At 66.4% G+C, this 17,792-nt stretch carries 20 protein-coding genes; 4 read left to right on the top strand and 16 right to left on the bottom strand.

What is annotated here, in order from left to right; all coding sequences use genetic code 11:
* Positions 1–121: 121 nt before the first annotated feature.
* The 3 genes from KUV74_RS18965 (at position 122) to KUV74_RS18975 (ending at position 2,923) form a co-directional block, all read left to right on the top strand.
* On the top strand, positions 122–1,303 hold the full coding sequence (locus KUV74_RS18965; RefSeq protein ID WP_222517114.1) for an MFS transporter: 1,182 nt from the start codon (positions 122–124) through the stop codon (positions 1,301–1,303).
* A 238-nt stretch (positions 1,304–1,541) separates the two neighbouring features.
* Positions 1,542–2,351, top strand: coding sequence for a 2,5-didehydrogluconate reductase DkgB (gene dkgB, locus KUV74_RS18970; RefSeq protein WP_222517115.1), 810 nt, complete (start codon positions 1,542–1,544; stop codon positions 2,349–2,351).
* A 269-nt stretch (positions 2,352–2,620) separates the two neighbouring features.
* The gene (locus tag KUV74_RS18975) at positions 2,621–2,923 is read left to right on the top strand and encodes a helix-turn-helix domain-containing protein (protein WP_222517116.1); all 303 of its coding nucleotides are present in this window, start codon (positions 2,621–2,623) and stop codon (positions 2,921–2,923) included.
* A gap of 42 nt (positions 2,924–2,965) precedes the next feature.
* Here KUV74_RS18975 and nhaC read toward each other — a convergent pair whose 3' ends face one another.
* The 15 genes from nhaC to phnC form a co-directional block, all read right to left on the bottom strand.
* Positions 2,966–4,405 carry a Na+/H+ antiporter NhaC gene (nhaC, locus tag KUV74_RS18980; RefSeq protein ID WP_222517117.1) on the bottom strand — a complete coding sequence of 480 codons (1,440 nt, stop codon included), beginning with the start codon at positions 4,403–4,405 and terminating at the stop codon, positions 2,966–2,968.
* 247 nt (positions 4,406–4,652) lie between these two features.
* Entirely contained in the window at positions 4,653–5,384 is a 732-nt protein-coding gene (locus tag KUV74_RS20940) for a DapH/DapD/GlmU-related protein (protein ID WP_261395592.1), read from the bottom strand.
* Between the two features lie 212 nt (positions 5,385–5,596).
* Entirely contained in the window at positions 5,597–6,376 is a 780-nt protein-coding gene (gene phnP / locus KUV74_RS18990) for a phosphonate metabolism protein PhnP (protein ID WP_222517118.1), read from the bottom strand.
* A 119-nt stretch (positions 6,377–6,495) separates the two neighbouring features.
* Positions 6,496–7,038 (bottom strand): ribose 1,5-bisphosphokinase, encoded by a 543-nt coding sequence (gene phnN / locus KUV74_RS18995; protein WP_222517119.1) that lies wholly within the window; start codon positions 7,036–7,038, stop codon positions 6,496–6,498.
* Positions 7,038–8,183 (bottom strand): alpha-D-ribose 1-methylphosphonate 5-triphosphate diphosphatase, encoded by a 1,146-nt coding sequence (locus KUV74_RS19000; RefSeq protein WP_222517120.1) that lies wholly within the window; start codon positions 8,181–8,183, stop codon positions 7,038–7,040. The genes phnN and KUV74_RS19000 overlap by 1 nt, the downstream gene beginning before the upstream one ends.
* Positions 8,180–8,953: a phosphonate C-P lyase system protein PhnL gene (gene phnL, locus KUV74_RS19005; protein WP_222517121.1), complete on the bottom strand. Its 774-nt coding sequence runs from the start codon at positions 8,951–8,953 to the stop codon at positions 8,180–8,182. The genes KUV74_RS19000 and phnL overlap by 4 nt, the downstream gene beginning before the upstream one ends.
* A gap of 23 nt (positions 8,954–8,976) precedes the next feature.
* A complete protein-coding gene (gene phnK / locus KUV74_RS19010; protein WP_045994228.1) occupies positions 8,977–9,798 on the bottom strand; it encodes a phosphonate C-P lyase system protein PhnK in 822 nt (273 codons plus the stop codon).
* Positions 9,795–10,643: an alpha-D-ribose 1-methylphosphonate 5-phosphate C-P-lyase PhnJ gene (locus KUV74_RS19015; protein ID WP_045994227.1), complete on the bottom strand. Its 849-nt coding sequence runs from the start codon at positions 10,641–10,643 to the stop codon at positions 9,795–9,797. Before KUV74_RS19015 ends, phnK begins: the two co-directional genes overlap by 4 nt.
* Positions 10,640–11,854, bottom strand: coding sequence for a carbon-phosphorus lyase complex subunit PhnI (locus KUV74_RS19020; protein ID WP_222517122.1), 1,215 nt, complete (start codon positions 11,852–11,854; stop codon positions 10,640–10,642). Before KUV74_RS19020 ends, KUV74_RS19015 begins: the two co-directional genes overlap by 4 nt.
* Positions 11,854–12,522 carry a phosphonate C-P lyase system protein PhnH gene (phnH, locus tag KUV74_RS19025; protein ID WP_222517123.1) on the bottom strand — a complete coding sequence of 223 codons (669 nt, stop codon included), beginning with the start codon at positions 12,520–12,522 and terminating at the stop codon, positions 11,854–11,856. Before phnH ends, KUV74_RS19020 begins: the two co-directional genes overlap by 1 nt.
* Positions 12,523–12,524: 2 nt before the next feature.
* Positions 12,525–12,968 (bottom strand): phosphonate C-P lyase system protein PhnG, encoded by a 444-nt coding sequence (phnG, locus tag KUV74_RS19030; RefSeq protein WP_239452594.1) that lies wholly within the window; start codon positions 12,966–12,968, stop codon positions 12,525–12,527.
* A complete protein-coding gene (phnF, locus tag KUV74_RS19035; RefSeq protein ID WP_083970561.1) occupies positions 12,965–13,732 on the bottom strand; it encodes a phosphonate metabolism transcriptional regulator PhnF in 768 nt (255 codons plus the stop codon). Before phnF ends, phnG begins: the two co-directional genes overlap by 4 nt.
* Positions 13,733–13,823: 91 nt before the next feature.
* Positions 13,824–14,618 (bottom strand): phosphonate ABC transporter, permease protein PhnE, encoded by a 795-nt coding sequence (phnE, locus tag KUV74_RS19040; protein ID WP_045994226.1) that lies wholly within the window; start codon positions 14,616–14,618, stop codon positions 13,824–13,826.
* Positions 14,619–14,708: 90 nt separating this feature from the next.
* Positions 14,709–15,740 carry a phosphonate ABC transporter substrate-binding protein gene (phnD, locus tag KUV74_RS19045; RefSeq protein ID WP_045994225.1) on the bottom strand — a complete coding sequence of 344 codons (1,032 nt, stop codon included), beginning with the start codon at positions 15,738–15,740 and terminating at the stop codon, positions 14,709–14,711.
* Positions 15,741–15,798: 58 nt separating this feature from the next.
* Positions 15,799–16,668, bottom strand: coding sequence for a phosphonate ABC transporter ATP-binding protein (phnC, locus tag KUV74_RS19050; protein ID WP_108133444.1), 870 nt, complete (start codon positions 16,666–16,668; stop codon positions 15,799–15,801).
* A 411-nt stretch (positions 16,669–17,079) separates the two neighbouring features.
* On the opposite strand from phnC, the gene KUV74_RS19055 reads away from it, so the two are divergent.
* The gene (locus KUV74_RS19055) at positions 17,080–17,499 is read left to right on the top strand and encodes a glyoxalase/bleomycin resistance/dioxygenase family protein (protein ID WP_045994223.1); all 420 of its coding nucleotides are present in this window, start codon (positions 17,080–17,082) and stop codon (positions 17,497–17,499) included.
* A 9-nt stretch (positions 17,500–17,508) separates the two neighbouring features.
* Here the strand turns inward: KUV74_RS19055 and KUV74_RS19060 are convergent, their stop codons facing one another.
* Complete coding sequence (locus tag KUV74_RS19060; RefSeq protein WP_222517124.1) at positions 17,509–17,787, bottom strand: hypothetical protein; 279 nt, start codon at positions 17,785–17,787, stop codon at positions 17,509–17,511.
* Positions 17,788–17,792 lie beyond the last annotated feature (5 nt).

Consider the following 17,792-nt stretch of genomic DNA (forward strand, 5'->3'; position numbering starts at 1 on the left):
TTGTCTCGATAGCGACAAAAGTGTTTCTCGATTAGACGCGTTTATCGCAAAAGTCTCCTCCCCCAGACTCCGCGTCGTCAAGTCGTCTCCCGAGACGACGCCATCTCGACAGGAGAAACAGATGCCCATCGCGCTATTTGCGCTGACCCTCAGCGCCTTCGCCATCGGTACCACCGAGTTCGTCATCGTCGGACTGGTGCCCACCATCGCCCAGGACCTGGGCGTCAGCCTGCCCTCTGCGGGACTGCTGGTCAGCCTCTACGCTGCCGGTGTCGCGGTAGGGGCACCGGTACTGACCGCCCTGACCGGCCGCTTCAATCGCAAGTGGGTCCTGCTCGGCCTGATGACGCTGTTCATCGCCGGCAATCTACTGGCCTGGCAGGCCCCCGGGTATGGTTCGCTGATCACCGCCCGCATACTGACCGGCCTCGCCCACGGCGTGTTCTTCTCGATCGGCTCCACCATTGCCACCAGCCTGGTCGCCAAGGACAAGGAAGCCAGCGCCATCGCCATCATGTTTACCGGCCTGACCGTGGCACTGGTCACCGGCGTGCCGCTGGGCACCTGGATCGGCCAGACCTTCGGCTGGCGCGCGACCTTCCTGGTGGTCTCGGCGCTCGGCCTGCTCGCCCTGATCGGCAGCGCCCTGCTGATTCCTGGCAACCTCAAGCGCTCGGCTCCGGCGACGCTGGGCCAGCAACTCAAGGTACTGACCCATCCGCGACTGCTGCTGGTCTACGCCATCACCATCCTGGGCTACGGCGGCACCTTCACCGCCTTCACCTTCCTCGCCCCGATCCTCGAGCAGACCACCGGCTTCGCGCCGTCCATGGTCAGCCTGATCATGCTGGTCTACGGCGCCTCGGTGGCCATCGGTAACCTCTACGGCGGCAGGCTGGCCGACCGTCTCGGCCCCATCCCCGCCCTGACCCTGATCTTTGCCGGACTCGTCGCCATCCTGTTGGTGCTCAGCGTCAGCGCCGTCCACCCGGTCGCCGCGGTGCTGACGATCCTGGTGTGGGGCGCCTTCGCCTTCGGTAACGTGCCGGGCCTGCAGGTCTACGTGGTCAAGCTGGCCGAGCGCTATGTGCCCGAAGCGGTGGACGTGGCCTCAGGGCTCAATATCGCTGCCTTCAATATCGGCATCGCGCTGGGCTCGGTGGTCGGAGGCCAGGTGGTCACGCACCTCGCACTGACCGACACCGCCTGGATCGGCGCCATCATCGTGCTGGCGGCGCTGGTACTGACCCGGCTGTCCGGCAGGCTCGATCAGCGTCGCGCCGCTCGCCTGGCCAGCGCCTGAAGCCCGCGACCCGCGACCCGCGTCCCGCGACAGCCACCGAGCGAACGGAAGAGCCTCGTGGCTGTCGCATTATTGCTTCGCCTGCTAAATTTTTTTTGACGAACCCTTGAAGTCGCAAGGGTCTCCCCGCATGTCATTAACGACACATCGAAGCACGTATCGGCAAAACACCGGCCTGCCGGTGACAAAGGAATCCAGGGTCCCGCTGTGCGGGCCTCGCCACGACAATGGAGCCAAGATGTCTCAGCCTATCCCCAACCCCGGTCTCGGTACCTTTCGCCTGACGGGCGACACCCTGCGTCACGCGGTCACCACCGCGCTGAAGCTTGGCTATCGGCATATCGATACCGCCCAGTTCTACGGCAACGAAGCCGAGGTCGGCTCCGCCATCGAAGCGAGTTCGGTCCCCCGCGACGAGATCTTCCTGACCACCAAGGTGTGGTGGGATCGTCTGGATCCGGTATCACTCAAGGCAAGCGTCGAGGAGAGCCTGTCCAAGCTGGGCACCGGCTACGTCGACCTGCTGCTGATCCACTGGCCGTCGCCGGACGATGAAGTCCCCATGCGCGACTACCTGACCGCCCTCAAGGAAGTGAAGGTCGCCGGCAAGGCGCGCCACATTGGGGTGTCCAACTTCACCAAGGCGCACATCGATCAGGCGGTGGATATCCTCGGCAAGGGAGAGATCCTGACCAACCAGATCGAGGTCCACCCCTTCCTGCAGAACCGCGAACTGATCGCCCACTGCGAACGCCACGGCATCATCCCCACCGCCTTCATGCCGCTGGCCGTGGGCAAGGTGCTCGAGGACGAGACGCTCAAGGCCATCGCCGAGAAGCATGGCGCCAATCCGGCCCAGGTCGCCATCGCCTGGCTCAACCAGCTCGGTATCCCGACCTTCCCCTCCTCGACCAAGGAGCAGAACCTCAAGAGCAATCTCGAGGCGCTGAAGCTCGAGCTGTCCCAGGAGGACATGGACGCCATCGCCAAGCTGGATCGGGGCGAGCGTGTCGCCAGCCCCGATTTCGCACCGAAGTGGGATCAGTAGACCGGCAGACCGACGCTGCCATCGCTGATCTCTTGACGGGCTGATCGTCGATCAGACCTGACCAAAGGCGCCACCTGAGGTTACTACCGCAGGTGGCGCTTTTTTTCGCTTCTTGCGTCAGGTGTCTTGCCACAGGGTCTGACAATCTAGGCGCAAATGGCCTGTGTTATGGCCCACGGGGCGATCGTTTCCGATAGTAAAGCCACGGGGCGACCACAAAGTCGCACGCGCACCATGACCATCTGGTCAGTCCTCAGAGAGGCAACCCCATGGCCACAGATTTGGAGACGCTGATCTCCCGCGAAGATCCAGCGCTCGTCGAAAGAGCCAGGAAGAAAGCCGACGCCATGCTGCCCGAGCTCAGGATCGCTGACATTCGCAAACTGGCGGAAATGACCCAGCGCGAGATGGCGGATGCGCTGGGAGTCAAGCAACCCACCATCGCAGGACTGGAAAAAGGCGGCCAGGACGTGCGTTTGAGCTCCATCAAGCGCTATGTCGAAGCCATCGGTGGAAAGGTCAGCCTGACCATCGAGCTGGCGGATGGCAGCCAGCACGACTTTCCGGTGTAGCTCCTGTGTCGCCTTGGCGCCACCGCCCCCTTGGCGCTGTCTTCACTCCTTGGCGCCTGGTACCGCTGGCGTGGCGTCGCCCTCGGGTGCTGCCAGCGGCTTGATCGTCCAGCCGGTGTAGCCGTAGAGCACGGTGACCAGCGGCGACAACCAGCAGAAGAAGTTGAACGGCAGATAGGCAATCGTCGCGACCCCCAGCGTCGCCGCCTGGTAGGCGCCGCCGGAGTTCCAGGGCACCAGATTGGCGGTGACGGTGGCCGAATCCTCCACCGCCCGGGACAGGTTCTCCGGCGCCAGTCCCCGCTCTCGGTAGGCCTCGGCGTAGGTACGTGCGCCCATGACGATGGCCATGTACTGATCACACAGCACCACATTGGCGCCGATCGACGTCAGCACCGTGGACAGGATCAGCGAGCCCCGGGTCCTTGCCGCCTTCAGAATGGTCTCGGCGATGGTCCTGAGCTGCTGGGTGCGCTCCATGACCCCGCCGAACATCATCGCCACGATGACCAGACTGATGGTGTAGAACATCGAGTTCAGGCCGCCGCGGCTAAGCAGGCTGTCCACCGCCTCGACACCGGTATCGGAGGTCACGCCACCAAAGGCCACCTGCATCAGTTCCGCGTAGTCGGCCCCCTGCATGCCCAGTGCACAGAGACCTCCGGCGATGACCCCCAGGGTGATGCCGGGTATCGCCGGCAGCCGCTTGTAGGACACGAATAGCACCAGCAAGGGCGGCAGCAGCAGCACCGGGTTGATGACGTAGTGCGCCGCCAGGGTCTGCTGCATCACCTCGACCCGCTCGAGCCCGCCGGACGTGCCCGAGTAGTAAAGACTCAGCGCCATCTCGATCACCAGGGTCAGGCCAATGCTGACCCCGGTGGTGTAGGACATGTGCTTGATATGGGTGAACAGGTCGGTACCGGCCATGGCCGGTGCCAGGTTGGTGGTATCCGACAGAGGCGACATCTTGTCGCCGAAGTAGGCCCCGGACAGCACCGCCCCGGCCACCAGCGGCAGCGGAATCCCCAGCGAGCCGCCGATCCCCATCAGCGCCACCCCCAGGGTGCCGGAGGTGCCCCAGCTCGACCCGGTCGCCAGCGACGAGATGGCGCAGATGACCACCGCCGCTGGCAGGAAGATCGTCGGCGACAGCAGCTTGAGGCCATAGGAAATCAGCGTCGGCACCACCCCGGCCTGAATCCACACCCCGATCAGTACCCCCACCACCATCAGGATGATCAGGGCCGGCAGGGCGTTGTGGATGCCTCGCACCATGCCTTCCTGAATATCGTCCCAGCGGTAGCCGCAGCGCAGCGCCACCAGGCTTGCCACGATCACCCCCAGCAACATGGGAATCTGCGGGTCGAGCCCGTAGACGACGATGGATACGCCGATGCCGACCACCAGGGCGATCAGCGATACCAGCGCCTCCGTCAGGGTCGGGGGGCGCTGCACTGGGGAAAAGAGGCGGTGGATCAAAAGGGGCACTCCTGAGCAGGGACGGTCGCCGACAGAGCCGGAGAGAATCTGCGAGCCCTGGCCACTGCTCGAGCGCTCCTCCCGACGATTCAGGAAAGCTAGGCGGCGATTCACAACGCTGCCATCAAAGCGTCATCAATCGTTTCAATTCAGCAAAGTCGCTGGCGTATGTCGGCGCCCTATAACGTCAATGTCCAACCGACTAGGGGTCATGAAGCCTCCCCCACACCGCCTGCCCCTCTTGTCTCTACCTGGATGTCCTCCGCTCCGCCTCGGCCAGAAAGTCCTCAACGTCGCCCTGAAAGCCCTTCAGATGGGCCTTGATACGCTCGTCCGGCCAGTCCCACCAGGCCAGTCGTTCGAGCCGTTCGGCGATGGCGGGATCATCGAAGCGTGGCCTGAGCACCCGGGCGGGGTTGCCCACCACGATGTGGTAGGCCGGCACGTCTCTGGTCACCACGCTGCCGGCGCCGACGATGGCGCCATGACCGATAGTCACGCCGGGCAGCACGATGGCGCCGTGGCCGATCCAGACATCGTGGCCGATGACGACCCGGTCGGCCTCGCGCCAGGCGAATACCTCGCCGTCGAGGGCCTCGTCGCTGAAGCCGAACTTGCCGGGGCGATAGCTGAAGTGATGCAGGGTCGGCCGCCACCAGGGGTGGTTGCTCGGGTTGATGCGCACGCTGGCAGCGATGGAGGTGAACTTGCCGATGGTGGCGAACATGACGTCACCATCACGCTCGATATAGCTGTAGTCGCCGAGACTGACATGGTTGAACACGCAGCGACTGCCGACCTCGGTGAAGCGCCCCAGCTCACTGTGGTGCAGGCGAGCGTCCGCGGCGACGTTAGGCCGCTCGGAAAGACGCGGGGATGTCGGCTGGTCCAGCGCGCTGGATGAGTCTCTGGGTGAGCCACTGGGCGAGTCACAAGACAAGGAGCCGTCAGACACAGACGGCGTGGGGACATCGGACATGATCAGGGGTGCTCTCGCAGATAAGTCAGCATGAAGGAAGCCAAGGCCGCAACTGGAGCAGCGCCTTGCCTGGGCTTAGTACGAAAAGCCGGCGAGCGATGGTTAGACAAGGCAAAAATCGGTGAGACAGCGCAATTTACGAGGTGTAAATGAGCACGTTGATCCGATTTTTAATGCCGTATTACCGAGCGCAGGCACTTTTCCTGCAAGCCCTAGCAGACCGCCTCCAGGCGATCCCAGTCCTCCAGCGTCTCGCCGTCCCGGGCGATGCGCACCTTGGGCGGCAAGGGGGTCGGCTGGTCCAGGCGCTCGGCGTCCAGTTCATGGCTGATGTGGGTGAGATAGGCCCGGGGCGGGTCGAGCCGGGTGATGATCTCCAGCGCCTGAGTGATGCTGTTGTGGTTGCGCGTCTCGAGCTGGCTGGCCGGGTGGCAGGCGTCGAGCACGACGACGTCGGCGTCCCACTGGCGCAGAAAACGCTCGGTGGCGCCGGGCAGACCCTGGGTGTCGGTCAGGTAGGCCAGGCGGGTGCCGCCATCATCCAGGCAGTAACCGAGCGTCGGCTTGCTGTGATTGAGCGGCACCGGGGTCACCGTCAGCCCATCGAAGTCCAGCGGCTTGAACGGCTTGAGCCCCGGCTGGAAGTCGAGGATGCCGCTGTTGCGATAGAGATCGGCGCAGCCGTTGGGATCCTTGGGGCCGTAGACCGGGATCGACGTGCCGGTCCCCCAGCGCAGGTGAAACAGCCCCTGCACATGGTCGGCGTGGTAGTGGGTGACGAAGAAGGCGGCGGGACGCTCCAGCTCGCAGCTATGGGCCAGGTCCATGCGCCCGGCGTCGAGCAGGTAGCGCCGGCCGTCCACGCTCAGCTCGGCGCAGCAGGGGCCACGCTGATGGCTGGTGAACACCCTGGCCCGAGTGCAGGCGCGGCAGTCGCAGCCGAAGCGAGGCACCTGGGCGCTGTCTCCGGTGCCGTTGAAGCGAAACTCCATGGAAGTCTCCGAGCTGAAGCAAGAGGCACAAGCCGCTTGCGCTGATGAGGTGGTACGCACTGCCGCTGTAGTCGACGATCGACACAAGGCCGGCGCCGACAGACTCGACGCCGGCTCCGTCAGAGGCGGGAGGCGATGATCGCCTCCAGCGCCCGGACGCTCTCGTCCAGGCTGCCACCGTTGTCGACGCGATCCAGCGCCGGATGGCAGCGCTCGAGTTCGGCCTCCACCTCGGCGTGGCGCGCAAGGCGCGCCTTGATCTGATCGTCGCTCTCGCGCCCGCGCCTGGCGAGCCGCTCACGCAGCACCCCGGGCGGGGCGGTCACCACCACCGGCGTGAGGCGCTCGCCGAAGCGCGCACGGGCGGCCGCGAGCTCGCGACGACTGCCGTTGAGCAGTACCGTGGCCCCGGCCGCCAGCCAGGCCTCCACCTCGATGCCAACGCCGTAGTGAAGCCCGTGGGCGACCCAGTCAAGGCAGAACAGGCCACGTGCCCGCCGGGCCTCGAACTCGGCCGGCGACAGCGCCACCGAGTCCTCGCCGACGCCGCTTGCCCGGGTGATGTAGCGGTGCGCCACCAGCAGGTCCGGGCGCCGCTTTCGCACGGCGTCGAGCAGGCTGTCCTTGCCCACGCCGCTGGCACCGATCAGGTAGACCAGCATCAGTGCACCTGCCTGCCCGCGCACCACACGCGCTGGACCAGCGGATGGCCATCGACCTCTCGCACCCGCACCAGGTCGGCGCGCAGCCCCTGAGCGATGCGTCCGCGATCATCAAGGCCCACGGCCTCGGCCGGCCTACGCGAGGCCGTGGCCACCGCGCGGGGCAGGTCGTAGCCGTCCTCCATGGCGGCGATACGGAAGACCGCATCGAGCAGCGCCGCCGGGTAGTAGTCGGAGGACAGGATGTCGAGCACGCCCAGGCGCACCAGCTCGGCCGCGGCGATATTGCCGGAGTGGGAGCCGCCGCGGACCACGTTGGGGGCGCCCATCATCACCGCCATGCCGTGACGATGGGAGGCCTCGGCGGCCTCCCGGGTGGTGGGAAACTCCGCTACCCGGGTGCCGTACTCGAGGCTTTCCGCCACGTGGGCGACGGTGGCGTCGTCGTGGCTGGCCAGGGCCAGGCCGCGCTCGCTGCACAGCTCGGCGATGGCGCGACGGTGGGCGCTGGAATAGGCGGTGCTGTTGGCCAGCTGCTTCTCGATAAAGGCCTCGAGACTGGCATCGTCCAGGCCGTACTTGCCCTGGTAGTAGACCCGGTAGGCATCGAGGCTGGCAAACTGGCGCTGGCCCGGCGAGTGATCCATCAGCGACACCAGCCCCAGCAGCGGCGAGTCCATGAAGCTCTTGAAACGCGCCAGGGTATCCGGGTGGCACACCTCACAGCGCAGGTGCAGACGGTGGTCGACCCGGGCCATGCCGTTGTCGTTGATCGCAGCCAAGGACGAGACCATCTCGTCGAGGGCCCCGTGGCGCATGCTCTGCTCGTCGACGTCACCGATCGACACCGCGTCGAACACCGTGGTGATGCCGCTGGCGGCCATCTGGGCGTCGTGGGCCAGCGCCGCCTGGCGGCCCGGCCAGGACACCTTGGGCCTTGGCTGGAAGTACTTTTCCATATTGTCGGTGTGCAGCTCGATCATGCCGGGCATCAGGATATCGCCCTGGCAGTCGATCACCCCCGGCAGCGACACCGGGCCGCGTTCCAGCGCCTTGATCACGCCGTCCTTGATCACCAGGCTGCCGTGCACCACCTCGTCGTCGAGCACCAGTCTGGCGTTGGTCAGAATCTGATCCTGGTTCATGAAAGAGACTCCCCGGAGTCGGTCTGACGGAATGAGGTATGGTCTGACCCGGTGCGGTCAGCGTCGGCGCCACCAAGCAGCATATGCCCTTCCAGCTCCAGCAGGCGATCGGCGACCCGCTCGCGCACCTCCTCGTCGTGGAAGATGCCGAGCATGGCGGTGCCACGGGCCTTGGCCTCCTCGATCAACTGCACCACCACCTCGCGGTTGGCGGCGTCCAGCGACGCCGTGGGCTCGTCGAGCAGCAACAGCGGGTGCTCGGCGATAAAGCCACGGGCGATATTGACCCGCTGCTGCTCACCGCCGGAGAAGGTGCCCGGCGCCAGCTCCCACAGTCGCTCGGGCAGGTTGAGCCGCGCCAGCAGGGCCTCGGCACGGGTGCGGGCCTCGGACACGTCGCAGCCCCGGGCCAGCAGCGGCTCCATCACCACCTCCCGGGCCGAGACCCGGGGCACCACCCGCAGAAACTGGCTGACGTAGCCGATCACGTCGCGCCGCAACAGGTGCCAGGCGTGGGCCGGCAGCGCCGACAGCTCCAGCTCGCCGTCCTCGAAGTGCAGCGTCAGCTGCCCGCCGCTGACCCGGTAGTTGCCGTTGACCATCTTCAACAGGGTGCTCTTGCCGATGCCGCTGCGCCCGGCCAGCACCAGGCACTCGCCCGGCGACAGGGACAGATCGAGACCGCGCATCACCGGCAGCGCCTGGCCGCCCTGGGCGTGCAGCACGAAGGTCTTGTCGAGCCGTCGGGCGGTAAGAAAGGGGGACGTCATCTTGGACTCCTGAGAAAGCGAATTCATGGCGTCAGCACCGAGGACACCAGCAGCTGGGTGTAGGGATGCTGCGGATCGTCGAGGATCTGATCGGTCAGCCCGGCCTCCACCACCCTGCCCCGGCGCATCACCATCAGGCGGTGGGCCAGCAGCCTGGCCACCGCCAGGTCGTGGGTGACCAGGATCACCGACAGGCCGAGCTCCCGGGTCAGGGTGCGCAGCATGTCCAGAAGCCGCGCCTGGACCGAGACGTCGAGGCCGCCGGTGGGCTCGTCCATGAACACCAGCCTCGGCTGGGTCACCAGGGTGCGGGCGATCTGCAGGCGCTGCTGCATGCCGCCGGAAAAGGTCTGGGGCGCGTCGTCGATGCGCGCCGGGTCGAGCTCGACCCGGCCCATCCAGTCCTGGCCGGCGGCGCGCAGCTCGCCATAGTGACGCTGGCCCAGCGCCATCAGCCGCTCGCCGACGTTGGCCCCGGCGGAGACGCCCAGGCGCAGGCCATCCCGGGGGTTCTGGTGGACCAGGCCCCACTCCATGCGCAGCAGGGCGCGACGGCGTGCCTCGCTGATGGCGTAGAGGTCGAGCGCTTCGTCCTTGCCGGGGCTGCCGCCGACCGAGCCGGCCTCCCCGGCGTGATAGACCACCTGACCGCGATCCGGCGCCTCGAGCCCGGAGAGCACCCGCAACAGGGTCGACTTGCCCGAGCCGGACTCGCCGACGATGCCCAGCACCTCGCCCTGGTGCAGGGTAAAGTCGATCTCCTCGCAGCCCTTGCCGGGGCCGTACAGGCGCTGGATGGCGCGGGCCTCGAGCAGGGCGGGACGTTCAAGCTGTGGGCGCTTCATGCCTTCTCCTCGCTGCGGGAGTTGCAGTAGTCGGTATCCGAGCACACGAACATGCGTGCGCCCTGATCATCGATGATGACCTCGTCCAGGTAGCTGTCGGTGGCCCCGCAGATGGCGCAGGGCTCGTCCCAGGCCTGGATCTCGAAGGGGTGGTCCTCGAAGTCGAGGCTCTCCACCCGGGTGTGTGGCGGAATCGCGTAGAGGCGCTTCTCGCGGCCGGCGCCGAACAGCATCAGCGCCTCGCTCATGTGCAGCTTGGGGTTGTCGAACTTGGGAATCGGCGAGGGGTCCATCACGTAGCGCCCGTCGACCTTCACCGGGTAGGCGTAGGTGGTGGCGATATGGCCGTGGTGGGCGATGTCCTCGTAGAGCTTGACGTGCATCACCCCGTATTCCTCGAGGGCGTGCATGACCCGGGTCTCCTCCTCGCTGGGCTCGATAAAGCGCAGCGGCTCGGGGATCGGCACCTGGAAGATCAGGATCTGGTCGGCGCGCAGGGTCTTCTCGGGAATCCGGTGACGGGTCTGGATCACGCTGGCCTCTGCCGTGGCGGTGGTGGTCTCGACCCCAGCGACGCGCTCGAAGAAGGCACGGATGCTGACCGCGTTGGTGGTGTCGTCGGCGCCCTGATCGATCACCTTGAGGGTGTCGTCGGCGCCCAGCACGCTGGCGGTCAGCTGCATGCCGCCGGTGCCCCAGCCGTAGGGCATCGGCATCTCGCGCCCGCCGAAGGGCACCTGGTAGCCGGGGATCGCCACCGCCTTGAGCAGGGCACGGCGAATCATGCGCTTGGTCTGCTCGTCCAGGTAGGCGAAGTTGTAGCCACTGTCGATGGCGGTGTTCATCGGACGTTCTCCTGGACGTTCTTGGCCTGGGCGTTTGCGGTCTGGGCTTTTTCAGAACGGGTACTGTCGCCATCGCCTGGTGCAGGACGTGCGCTGGCGGCTTGGGTGTCAGACACGGCCTCGGCCGTGGCGGCGGTACGCTCGGCGTGCTCTCGACGCAGGCGGCGAATCAGCTCAAGCTCCGACTGGAAGTCGACGTAGTGCGGCAGCTTCAGGTGCGAGACGAAGCCCGAGGCCTCGACGCTGTCGGCGTGGGCCAGCACGAACTCGGCCTGCTGGGCCGGGCTCTGGATCGGCTCGCCAAGCTCCTCGGCGCGCAGGGCGCGGTCGACCAGCGCCATGGCCATGGTCTTGCGCTCGTTGCGGCCGAAGGCCAGGCCGTAGCCCCGGGTGAACTGGGGGGCGGTGTCACCGCTGCCGGCGAACTGGTTGATCATCTGGCACTCGCTCATAGCGATCTCGCCGACGCACACCGGCCCGTCGAAGCCCTCGACCTCGATCTCGACCTCCACCGCACCCTGGCGAATCTCGCCGGCGAAGGGGTGGTTGCGCCCGTAGCCCCGCTGGGTCGAATAGCCCAGCGCCAGCAGGTAGCCCTCGTCGCCACGCGCCAGCATCTGCAGCCGGGTGGCGCGATCCACCGGAAAGTCGGGGGGATCGCGGGTGATGTCGTAGGGCTCGCTGCTGTCGTCCTCTTCCCGCTCGATCAGGCCTTCATGGTTGAGACAGTCGAGGATCTGGGGGCAGGCCTCGAGACCTTCCTCGGCACGCGGAGGCGCCGATGTATCGGTCTCGACCTCCTCGCCGGCCAGCAGCATGAAGTCGAGCAGCCGGTGGGTGTAGTCGTAGGTCGGACCCAGCACCTGGCCGCCGGGCACGTCCTTGAAGGTGGCGCTGATGCGACGCTCGATGCGCATGGCGCCGGTATCCACCGGCAGCGTCTCGGCCAGCCTCGGCAAGGTCGTGCGATAGGCGCGCAGCAGAAACACCGCCTCGACGGTGTCGCCGCTGGCCTGCTTGAGCGCCAGGGCGGCGAGCTCGGGATCGTACAGCGAGGCCTCGGCCATCACCCGGTCCACCGCCAGCCCCAGCTGTTGCTGGACCTGGGACACCTCGAGTTCGCGCTGGTCGCGCTCTCCACGACGACGATCGGCCATCCAGCGATGGGCATTGGCGATGGCCTTCTCGCCTCCTTTCACGGCGACATACATCAGGCGGTCTCCTCTTGATGTTCGGCGTCATCGGTGGTGGCCAATCCAGGTCCGGCCAGGCGGGTGCTGCGGGCGATGGCAGTGAGTCGCGTCCCGCTGCCGATAAAGGCGTCCAGCCCCCGGGGGAAGTGGGCACGATTGGCGGCGAGCACACGCATCAACGGCAGCGCGCGCTCGGCGTTACCCAGCGCAAGGCCGCGCTGACCGGGTACCCCGGGACCGGATAACCACCAGTCCTCGCCCTGCGCCAGCGCCTCGACCATCACGATCAGGGTGGTGCTGCGATCGGGCCAGGCGTCCGAGCCCAGCGCGAAGCCGTCTTCGCGGGACAGGGTGTCAGGGGTCACCAGGGCGAAGTCGGCCTGGGCCGGGTCGTCGGTCAGTCGCGCCCCGGTGTGGAAGGCCAGGGCGGCGGCGAGGTTGGCGCCAGCCAGCCCCTGGTCCACCCACACCCGGGTATCGAGGTCGCACAGCGCCAGCAGCGCGCCCCAGGCGGCGGGCGAGATCGCCGCGCCGGTCGGCAGCTCCGGCAAGACAAGCTCGGTCAGGGTGCCGGGCTCGGACATGGCGCCGAGCAGCTGACGAAACAGCCGCTGACTGTCGTGAACGGGATCGGCGAGTCCCGGCCAGTCGTGGGGCCGGACGGCCTCGGAGGTCTGCTGGGTCATGTTCATTCGCCCCTTACCATGGTGAAGAAGTCGACGCGGGTGGCGGCGGCGGTCTGCGAGGCCTGGTTGCGCTGCTCATCGAGTGCCTGCTCGAGCGGTGCCATCAGTTCGCTGTCGATACGCCTGGCCCAGTGGTCGTGGTGAGCGCAGGCGTCGACCAGGGCGATCAGCTCGGCGTGGGCCTTGTCGCGACCACGCACCCAGCCATGGCCAAGGGTGCCGTCATCGAGGGCGACGCTGGCCCGGGTCAGGGTCATCTCGCCCAGGTTGAAGGCCGAGCCACTGCCGCCCATGCGACCACGGACCATCGCCATGCCGGTCTCGGGGCCACGCACGCAGCGGTGGCTCGCCTGGATGCCCAGGGACTGCCAGCCTTGCGCAAGACGGTCGAAAGGAGTCAACGCGAGCAGGCGATGACGTTGCGTCGGGGTCATGGTCGGTGTCATGAGAAGCCCTCGTCGTCGTGGGACTGCGGACGCTCGTCCGCGGGAAAGTCGAAGTGATAGGCCAGCCGATCGGCCCGTGCCCGACTGACGGAGATCTCCACCAGACGACCATCGGCGTCGACGTTGTCACTGGTCAGCACCACCAGCGGCGCCAGGCGGGCGCACTGCAGCATGCGGCTGTCGTCGGCGTCGGCCTGGACCGCTTCCAGGCGCACCCGGGAGCGCCTCAGGCGCAGCCCGTAGTGCTGGTCCAGCAGCGCCCGGGTCGAACCACCGCGATAGCGATCTAGCCAGCCCGGCACCCGTTCGGGGTCGAACCAGTGGCGCAGCCGCAACAGCGGGGCCCGGTCGACATGGCGCATGGTGTCGACACACAGAAGGCTCTCGCCCGGCCCACGCGCAAAGCGCTGGGCGATGGCCTCCGGCGGCACCGCCAGGCCCTGGGTCAGGCAGCAGGTCTCGGTGGCCAGGCCCAGTTCCGCCAGGTTGTGGGTGACCTTGCTGGCGGCGTTGACCGCATAGTCCAGGCGGCGGTCCACCACCTGGGTGCCACGGCCCTGGTGACGGGTCACCATGCCGGCGGCCACCAGTTCGTCCAGCGCCCGGCGTACGGTGTGGCGGTTGACGCCGAAGCGCCTGGACAGCGCCGCTTCGCTGGGCAGCAGATCGCCGGGAGAGTACTGCGCCCGGACTTCGCGCGAGAGGACATCGGCCAACTGGCGATAGCGCGGCGGGCTGCCTGCCTCGGTCACTTGTCTAGACATCTTCGCTCCAAAAAAGAAGGTATCGGGTGGTGGCCGAAGCCACCGGCAGACCAGCCGTTCTGGTCTGCTTACTCGGCTCTGCTGTGTCAGCCTAGATGAAGCGCTTGCGTACGAACTGCGAGGCCATGTCCAGCGCCGTCACGGCGATGATGATCACCAGCATGATGGTGGCCGTCTCGGCGTACTGGAATCCGCGCATGGTCTCCCACAGCGCCACCCCGATACCGCCGCCACCGACCATGCCGAGCACCGTGGCCGAGCGGATGTTGGACTCGAAGCGATACAGGCTCACCGAGATCCACAGCGGCAGCACCTGGGGAATCAGACCGAACACGATCTCCTCGATGCGCCCTGCTCCGGTGACCCGAATGCCTTCCATGGGCCCGGCCTCGGCGGCTTCCACCGCTTCGGAAAACAGCTTGGCCAGCACCCCGGTGGTGTGGATGAACAGCGCCAGGGTTCCGGCGAAAGGCCCAAGCCCCACCGCCACCACGAACAGCATGGCGAATACCAGCTCGTTGATGGCACGGGTGGCGTCCATCAGTCGGCGCACCGGCTGGTAGACCCACCAGGGCACCAGATTCTCGGAGCACAGAAGGCTCGCAGGAATGGCGACCAGGATGGCCAGCAGGGTGCCCCAGATGGCGATCTGGATGGTCACCAGCATCTGCTCGATGTAGTGGCCGAGGTTGCCGAAGGCCGGGGGAAAGAAGTCGCCGGCCAGGGTCGCCATATTGTCGGCGTTGGTCACCAGCAGGCTCGGGCGCATCTCGACGCCCTGCCAGGACCAGGCCAGCACCGCCAGGCCGACGCCCCACAGCGCCAGGGTGGTCCAGCTACGCTTGGGCGGCAGGCTGATGCCGGAAAGTTGTGTCTGGGTGGTCATGCGTTTTCCTGGGGGAACTTGAGAAAGCGGTGACAGCGTGAGCGGTCCAGGCCGCGCCGGGCCTTCGTCCCGGCGCGGCCTGGCGTCACATCAGCCGGCGTTGGTGGCGGCATCCTCGGGCATCGCCTCGGCGGCCTGCACTTCCTTCATGCGCGCATCGAGATCGTCGAGCTGGCTGTCGATCTCGGCCAGTCGGGCCTCGCGATCGCCTTCGTCCAGGCTTTCGTCCTTGGCCACCTCGGAGCGCTCCTTGAACAGCGCCAGCTGACGGATCGGCAACAGCTGGTCGTTGTCGGAGGCATCGAAGCCAGACCACTGCAGCGGCTCGAGAATCTGCTGCTCTTCGGCGTCATCGCCGTAGTTCAGGAAGAACTCACGCAGCTTTTCCTTGGTGGCGTCGTCTAGGTCGCCGCGCCACACCAGCGGGTCGGACGGGATCAGCGGCGACTTCCAGATCACCCGCAGCTGCTCGGCCTTGTCCGGCGCGGTCACTTCCAGACGCTCCATGCCTTCGGTATTGAAGGTGGCCACGTCGACCTGCTGATTGGCCACCGCCAGGGCGTTGGTCTCGTGGCTCGAGTTCAGGGTGCGCTTGAAGGCTGACGAGGCGTCGACACCGTTCTTGGCGAAGACGTAGTAGCCCGGCACCAGATAGCCGGAGGTGGAGTTGGGATCGCCGTTGCCGAACACCAGCTCGGAGGCGTTGGCCAGGACGTCATCGACGCTTTCGATGTCGCTGTCCTTGTGGGTGATCATCAGACTCCAGTAGCCCGGGGCTCCGTTGGCCGCCACGGTCTGGGCGAAGATCTCGCCGTCGGCACGATCGACGGCTTCCATGGCCGACTTGTTGCCGTACCAGGCCAGGTCGATCTGATCAAAGCGCATGGCCTGGATCACCGCGGCGTAGTCGGTGGCGAAGAAGGGCTCGACCTCCATGCCGATCTGCTCGGACATATCGGCCAGGAACGGGTCCCACAGCGGCGCCAGATTCTGGCTGGCCTCGGTGGAGATGATGCCGAACTTGAGGGTCTCGGTCTCGGCGGCGGCCAGCTGGGCACTGGCGGCGAGGCCGATACCGGCGATCAATGGCAGCGACAGGCGACGAAAGGATGCGAGAGACATGGGATTCTCCTGAAGGTTATCGGTCGTTGTGGGAACAGGTGTCGCAGGATGTGGTGGCTCAGCTATGGACGACCTGCGCCGACACAGCCGTCTGGGCCTGGGTGTAGCTCGGCTCACGCAGCGGTGACGGCAGGTCGGGTTGACTGCCGGCACGCAGCTCGTCGAGGCCGGCGTTCTCGTACAGGGTCTTGAGGCGTGCGTCGGTCAGCTCGGAGGTCTTGCCGTCGAAGTACAGGCGCCCATCCTTGAGCGCGATGGCCCGGTGGCAGTAGCGCCGGGCGATATCGACCTGATGCAGGGTGATGACCACGGTGCGGCCATCCTCGGCGTGAATCCGCTCGAGGATCTCCATCACCTCCCGGGCGCTGCGCGGGTCCAGCGAGGCGATGGGCTCGTCGGCGAGGATGACGTCGGCGTCCTGCATCAGCACCCGGGCGATGGCCACCCGCTGCTGCTGACCGCCGGAAAGGGTGTTGGCACGCTGGTAGGCCATGCCCTCGAGGCCGACCCGAGCCAGGCACTGAAGGGCCCGTTGGCGTTCCTCGTCGCTGAAGCGACCGAGCAGCGCCCGCGCCCGCGGCATGCGCCCGAGCTGGCCGATCAGCACATTGGTCAGCACGCTGAGGCGATTGACCAGGTTGAACTGCTGGAAGATGTAGCCGACCCGGCAACGCTGGCCACGGCTGGCCCGGCGCAGGCGACCGCTGGCCTGGATCTCGCGCCCCAGCAGGCTGACTCGGCCACCGCGATCACGGTTGCAGCAGGTCAGTCCGACCAGATGACGCATCAGGGTGGACTTGCCGGAGCCGGACGGGCCGATCAGCGCAACGATCTCCCCCGGGGTGATCTCGAAACTGACATCCTCGAGCACTCGGCTATGGCCGAAGTTCTTGTTGAGCCGCTCGACGATGATGGTGGGAATGGACATGACGCCTCTCCTCTAGGAATGGCGCCAGTCTGGACATCAAAGATGAAGGCCAGTTGTCTAGACAATGTCATTGAGATGACAAATTTCCCTGCACACGGAGCAAGCGCACCGGCACTACCTCGCCAGAGGTAGAAAAAACAAGGAGTTGGGGGCGACTGTCATGCAGCGGTCACGTCATTGCCGCCGATTCGTCATACTCAGGCAGGGCGACCTATGGACGAAGACGTCGTCCATCTGTACGAAAAGGAAGATGGACAAGACGCCCTGAAAAGTCTTGCAAGGAGGCACCAGCAAGCGGCCAATCGCCACGCCCATAGCGCCAGGCGATAAAGGCCATAAACAGGCTTGAAGGGAAAACCGGCGGCTTCGGCGCCAGACTGAATCCGACACATGATCCCACGGAGGCATGTCATGCAGCATCTCAGTCTGGAGCCGGGCGCCCTGGAGGTCAGCGACCTGGCGGGAATGCGTCGGTTCTTCGAGACGACACTGGGCCTTCGGGTGCTGGTCGCCAGCGACACTGGGGTGACCCTTGAATTGGGAGGCGGCGAGAACACCCAGGTGCTGATGTTGCTGGCGAGCCACACCCCGACGCCGCCGAGAACACTGAATCTCGAGGTCGACGCCGCCAGCTTTCCTGCGCTGCGTCGACGCCTGGAAGACTGCGGACACGAGTGCGGCTTTGTACAGAGCTGGGAGGGAGACAACAGCACCTCGCGTCAGTGCGCCTTTCGGGTGGTGCTGTGCCGGATGCCGGAGGGGCACTGGCTGAGGCTTACCGCCATCGATCCGGCCCGCTGCGCCTCATCGACCCGAGAGGTCCGGGCCTGACGCCGTTGATCAATCGCGACCCTCGCCGTCTCCCGCTTCTTCGTCACCCTCGTCATCACCCAACAGCCGCTGGCGCCGTTCGTCACGGAACTTCTGCAGGCGGTTGTTGCGGTAGCGCCGGACGATCGCTACTACCAGCGCCACCACCAGCATCAGCCCCAAGGTGAGCCCCTGCCACGGGCGCGGGTGGTCCAGGGTGGTGCCGAGCACAAAGATCATCACGAAGCCGAGGGCCTGGCTGCCGATGGCCAGGGCGCGCAGGGGGTCGAAGGTCTTGGGTGGTGACATCACAG

It is taken from the genome of Halomonas sp. DP1Y21-3 (assembly GCF_019801245.1).
In the GTDB taxonomy this organism is placed as follows: Bacteria; Pseudomonadota; Gammaproteobacteria; order Pseudomonadales; family Halomonadaceae; genus Halomonas; species Halomonas litopenaei.

Coding starts and splice junctions, on each gene's coding strand:
- KUV74_RS18965 (WP_222517114.1), top strand. CDS start 122: ATGCCCATCGCGCTATTTGCGCTGACCCTCAGCGCCTTCGCCATCGGT.
- dkgB (WP_222517115.1), top strand. CDS start 1,542: ATGTCTCAGCCTATCCCCAACCCCGGTCTCGGTACCTTTCGCCTGACG.
- KUV74_RS18975 (WP_222517116.1), top strand. CDS start 2,621: ATGGCCACAGATTTGGAGACGCTGATCTCCCGCGAAGATCCAGCGCTC.
- KUV74_RS20940 (WP_261395592.1), bottom strand. CDS start 5,384: ATGTCCGATGTCCCCACGCCGTCTGTGTCTGACGGCTCCTTGTCTTGT.
- phnP (WP_222517118.1), bottom strand. CDS start 6,376: ATGGAGTTTCGCTTCAACGGCACCGGAGACAGCGCCCAGGTGCCTCGC.
- phnN (WP_222517119.1), bottom strand. CDS start 7,038: ATGCTGGTCTACCTGATCGGTGCCAGCGGCGTGGGCAAGGACAGCCTG.
- KUV74_RS19000 (WP_222517120.1), bottom strand. CDS start 8,183: ATGAACCAGGATCAGATTCTGACCAACGCCAGACTGGTGCTCGACGAC.
- phnL (WP_222517121.1), bottom strand. CDS start 8,953: ATGACGTCCCCCTTTCTTACCGCCCGACGGCTCGACAAGACCTTCGTG.
- phnK (WP_045994228.1), bottom strand. CDS start 9,798: ATGAAGCGCCCACAGCTTGAACGTCCCGCCCTGCTCGAGGCCCGCGCC.
- KUV74_RS19015 (WP_045994227.1), bottom strand. CDS start 10,643: ATGAACACCGCCATCGACAGTGGCTACAACTTCGCCTACCTGGACGAG.
- KUV74_RS19020 (WP_222517122.1), bottom strand. CDS start 11,854: ATGTATGTCGCCGTGAAAGGAGGCGAGAAGGCCATCGCCAATGCCCAT.
- phnH (WP_222517123.1), bottom strand. CDS start 12,522: ATGACCCAGCAGACCTCCGAGGCCGTCCGGCCCCACGACTGGCCGGGA.
- phnG (WP_239452594.1), bottom strand. CDS start 12,968: ATGACACCGACCATGACCCCGACGCAACGTCATCGCCTGCTCGCGTTG.
- phnF (WP_083970561.1), bottom strand. CDS start 13,732: ATGTCTAGACAAGTGACCGAGGCAGGCAGCCCGCCGCGCTATCGCCAG.
- phnE (WP_045994226.1), bottom strand. CDS start 14,618: ATGACCACCCAGACACAACTTTCCGGCATCAGCCTGCCGCCCAAGCGT.
- phnD (WP_045994225.1), bottom strand. CDS start 15,740: ATGTCTCTCGCATCCTTTCGTCGCCTGTCGCTGCCATTGATCGCCGGT.
- phnC (WP_108133444.1), bottom strand. CDS start 16,668: ATGTCCATTCCCACCATCATCGTCGAGCGGCTCAACAAGAACTTCGGC.
- KUV74_RS19055 (WP_045994223.1), top strand. CDS start 17,080: ATGCAGCATCTCAGTCTGGAGCCGGGCGCCCTGGAGGTCAGCGACCTG.
- KUV74_RS19060 (WP_222517124.1), bottom strand. CDS start 17,787: ATGTCACCACCCAAGACCTTCGACCCCCTGCGCGCCCTGGCCATCGGC.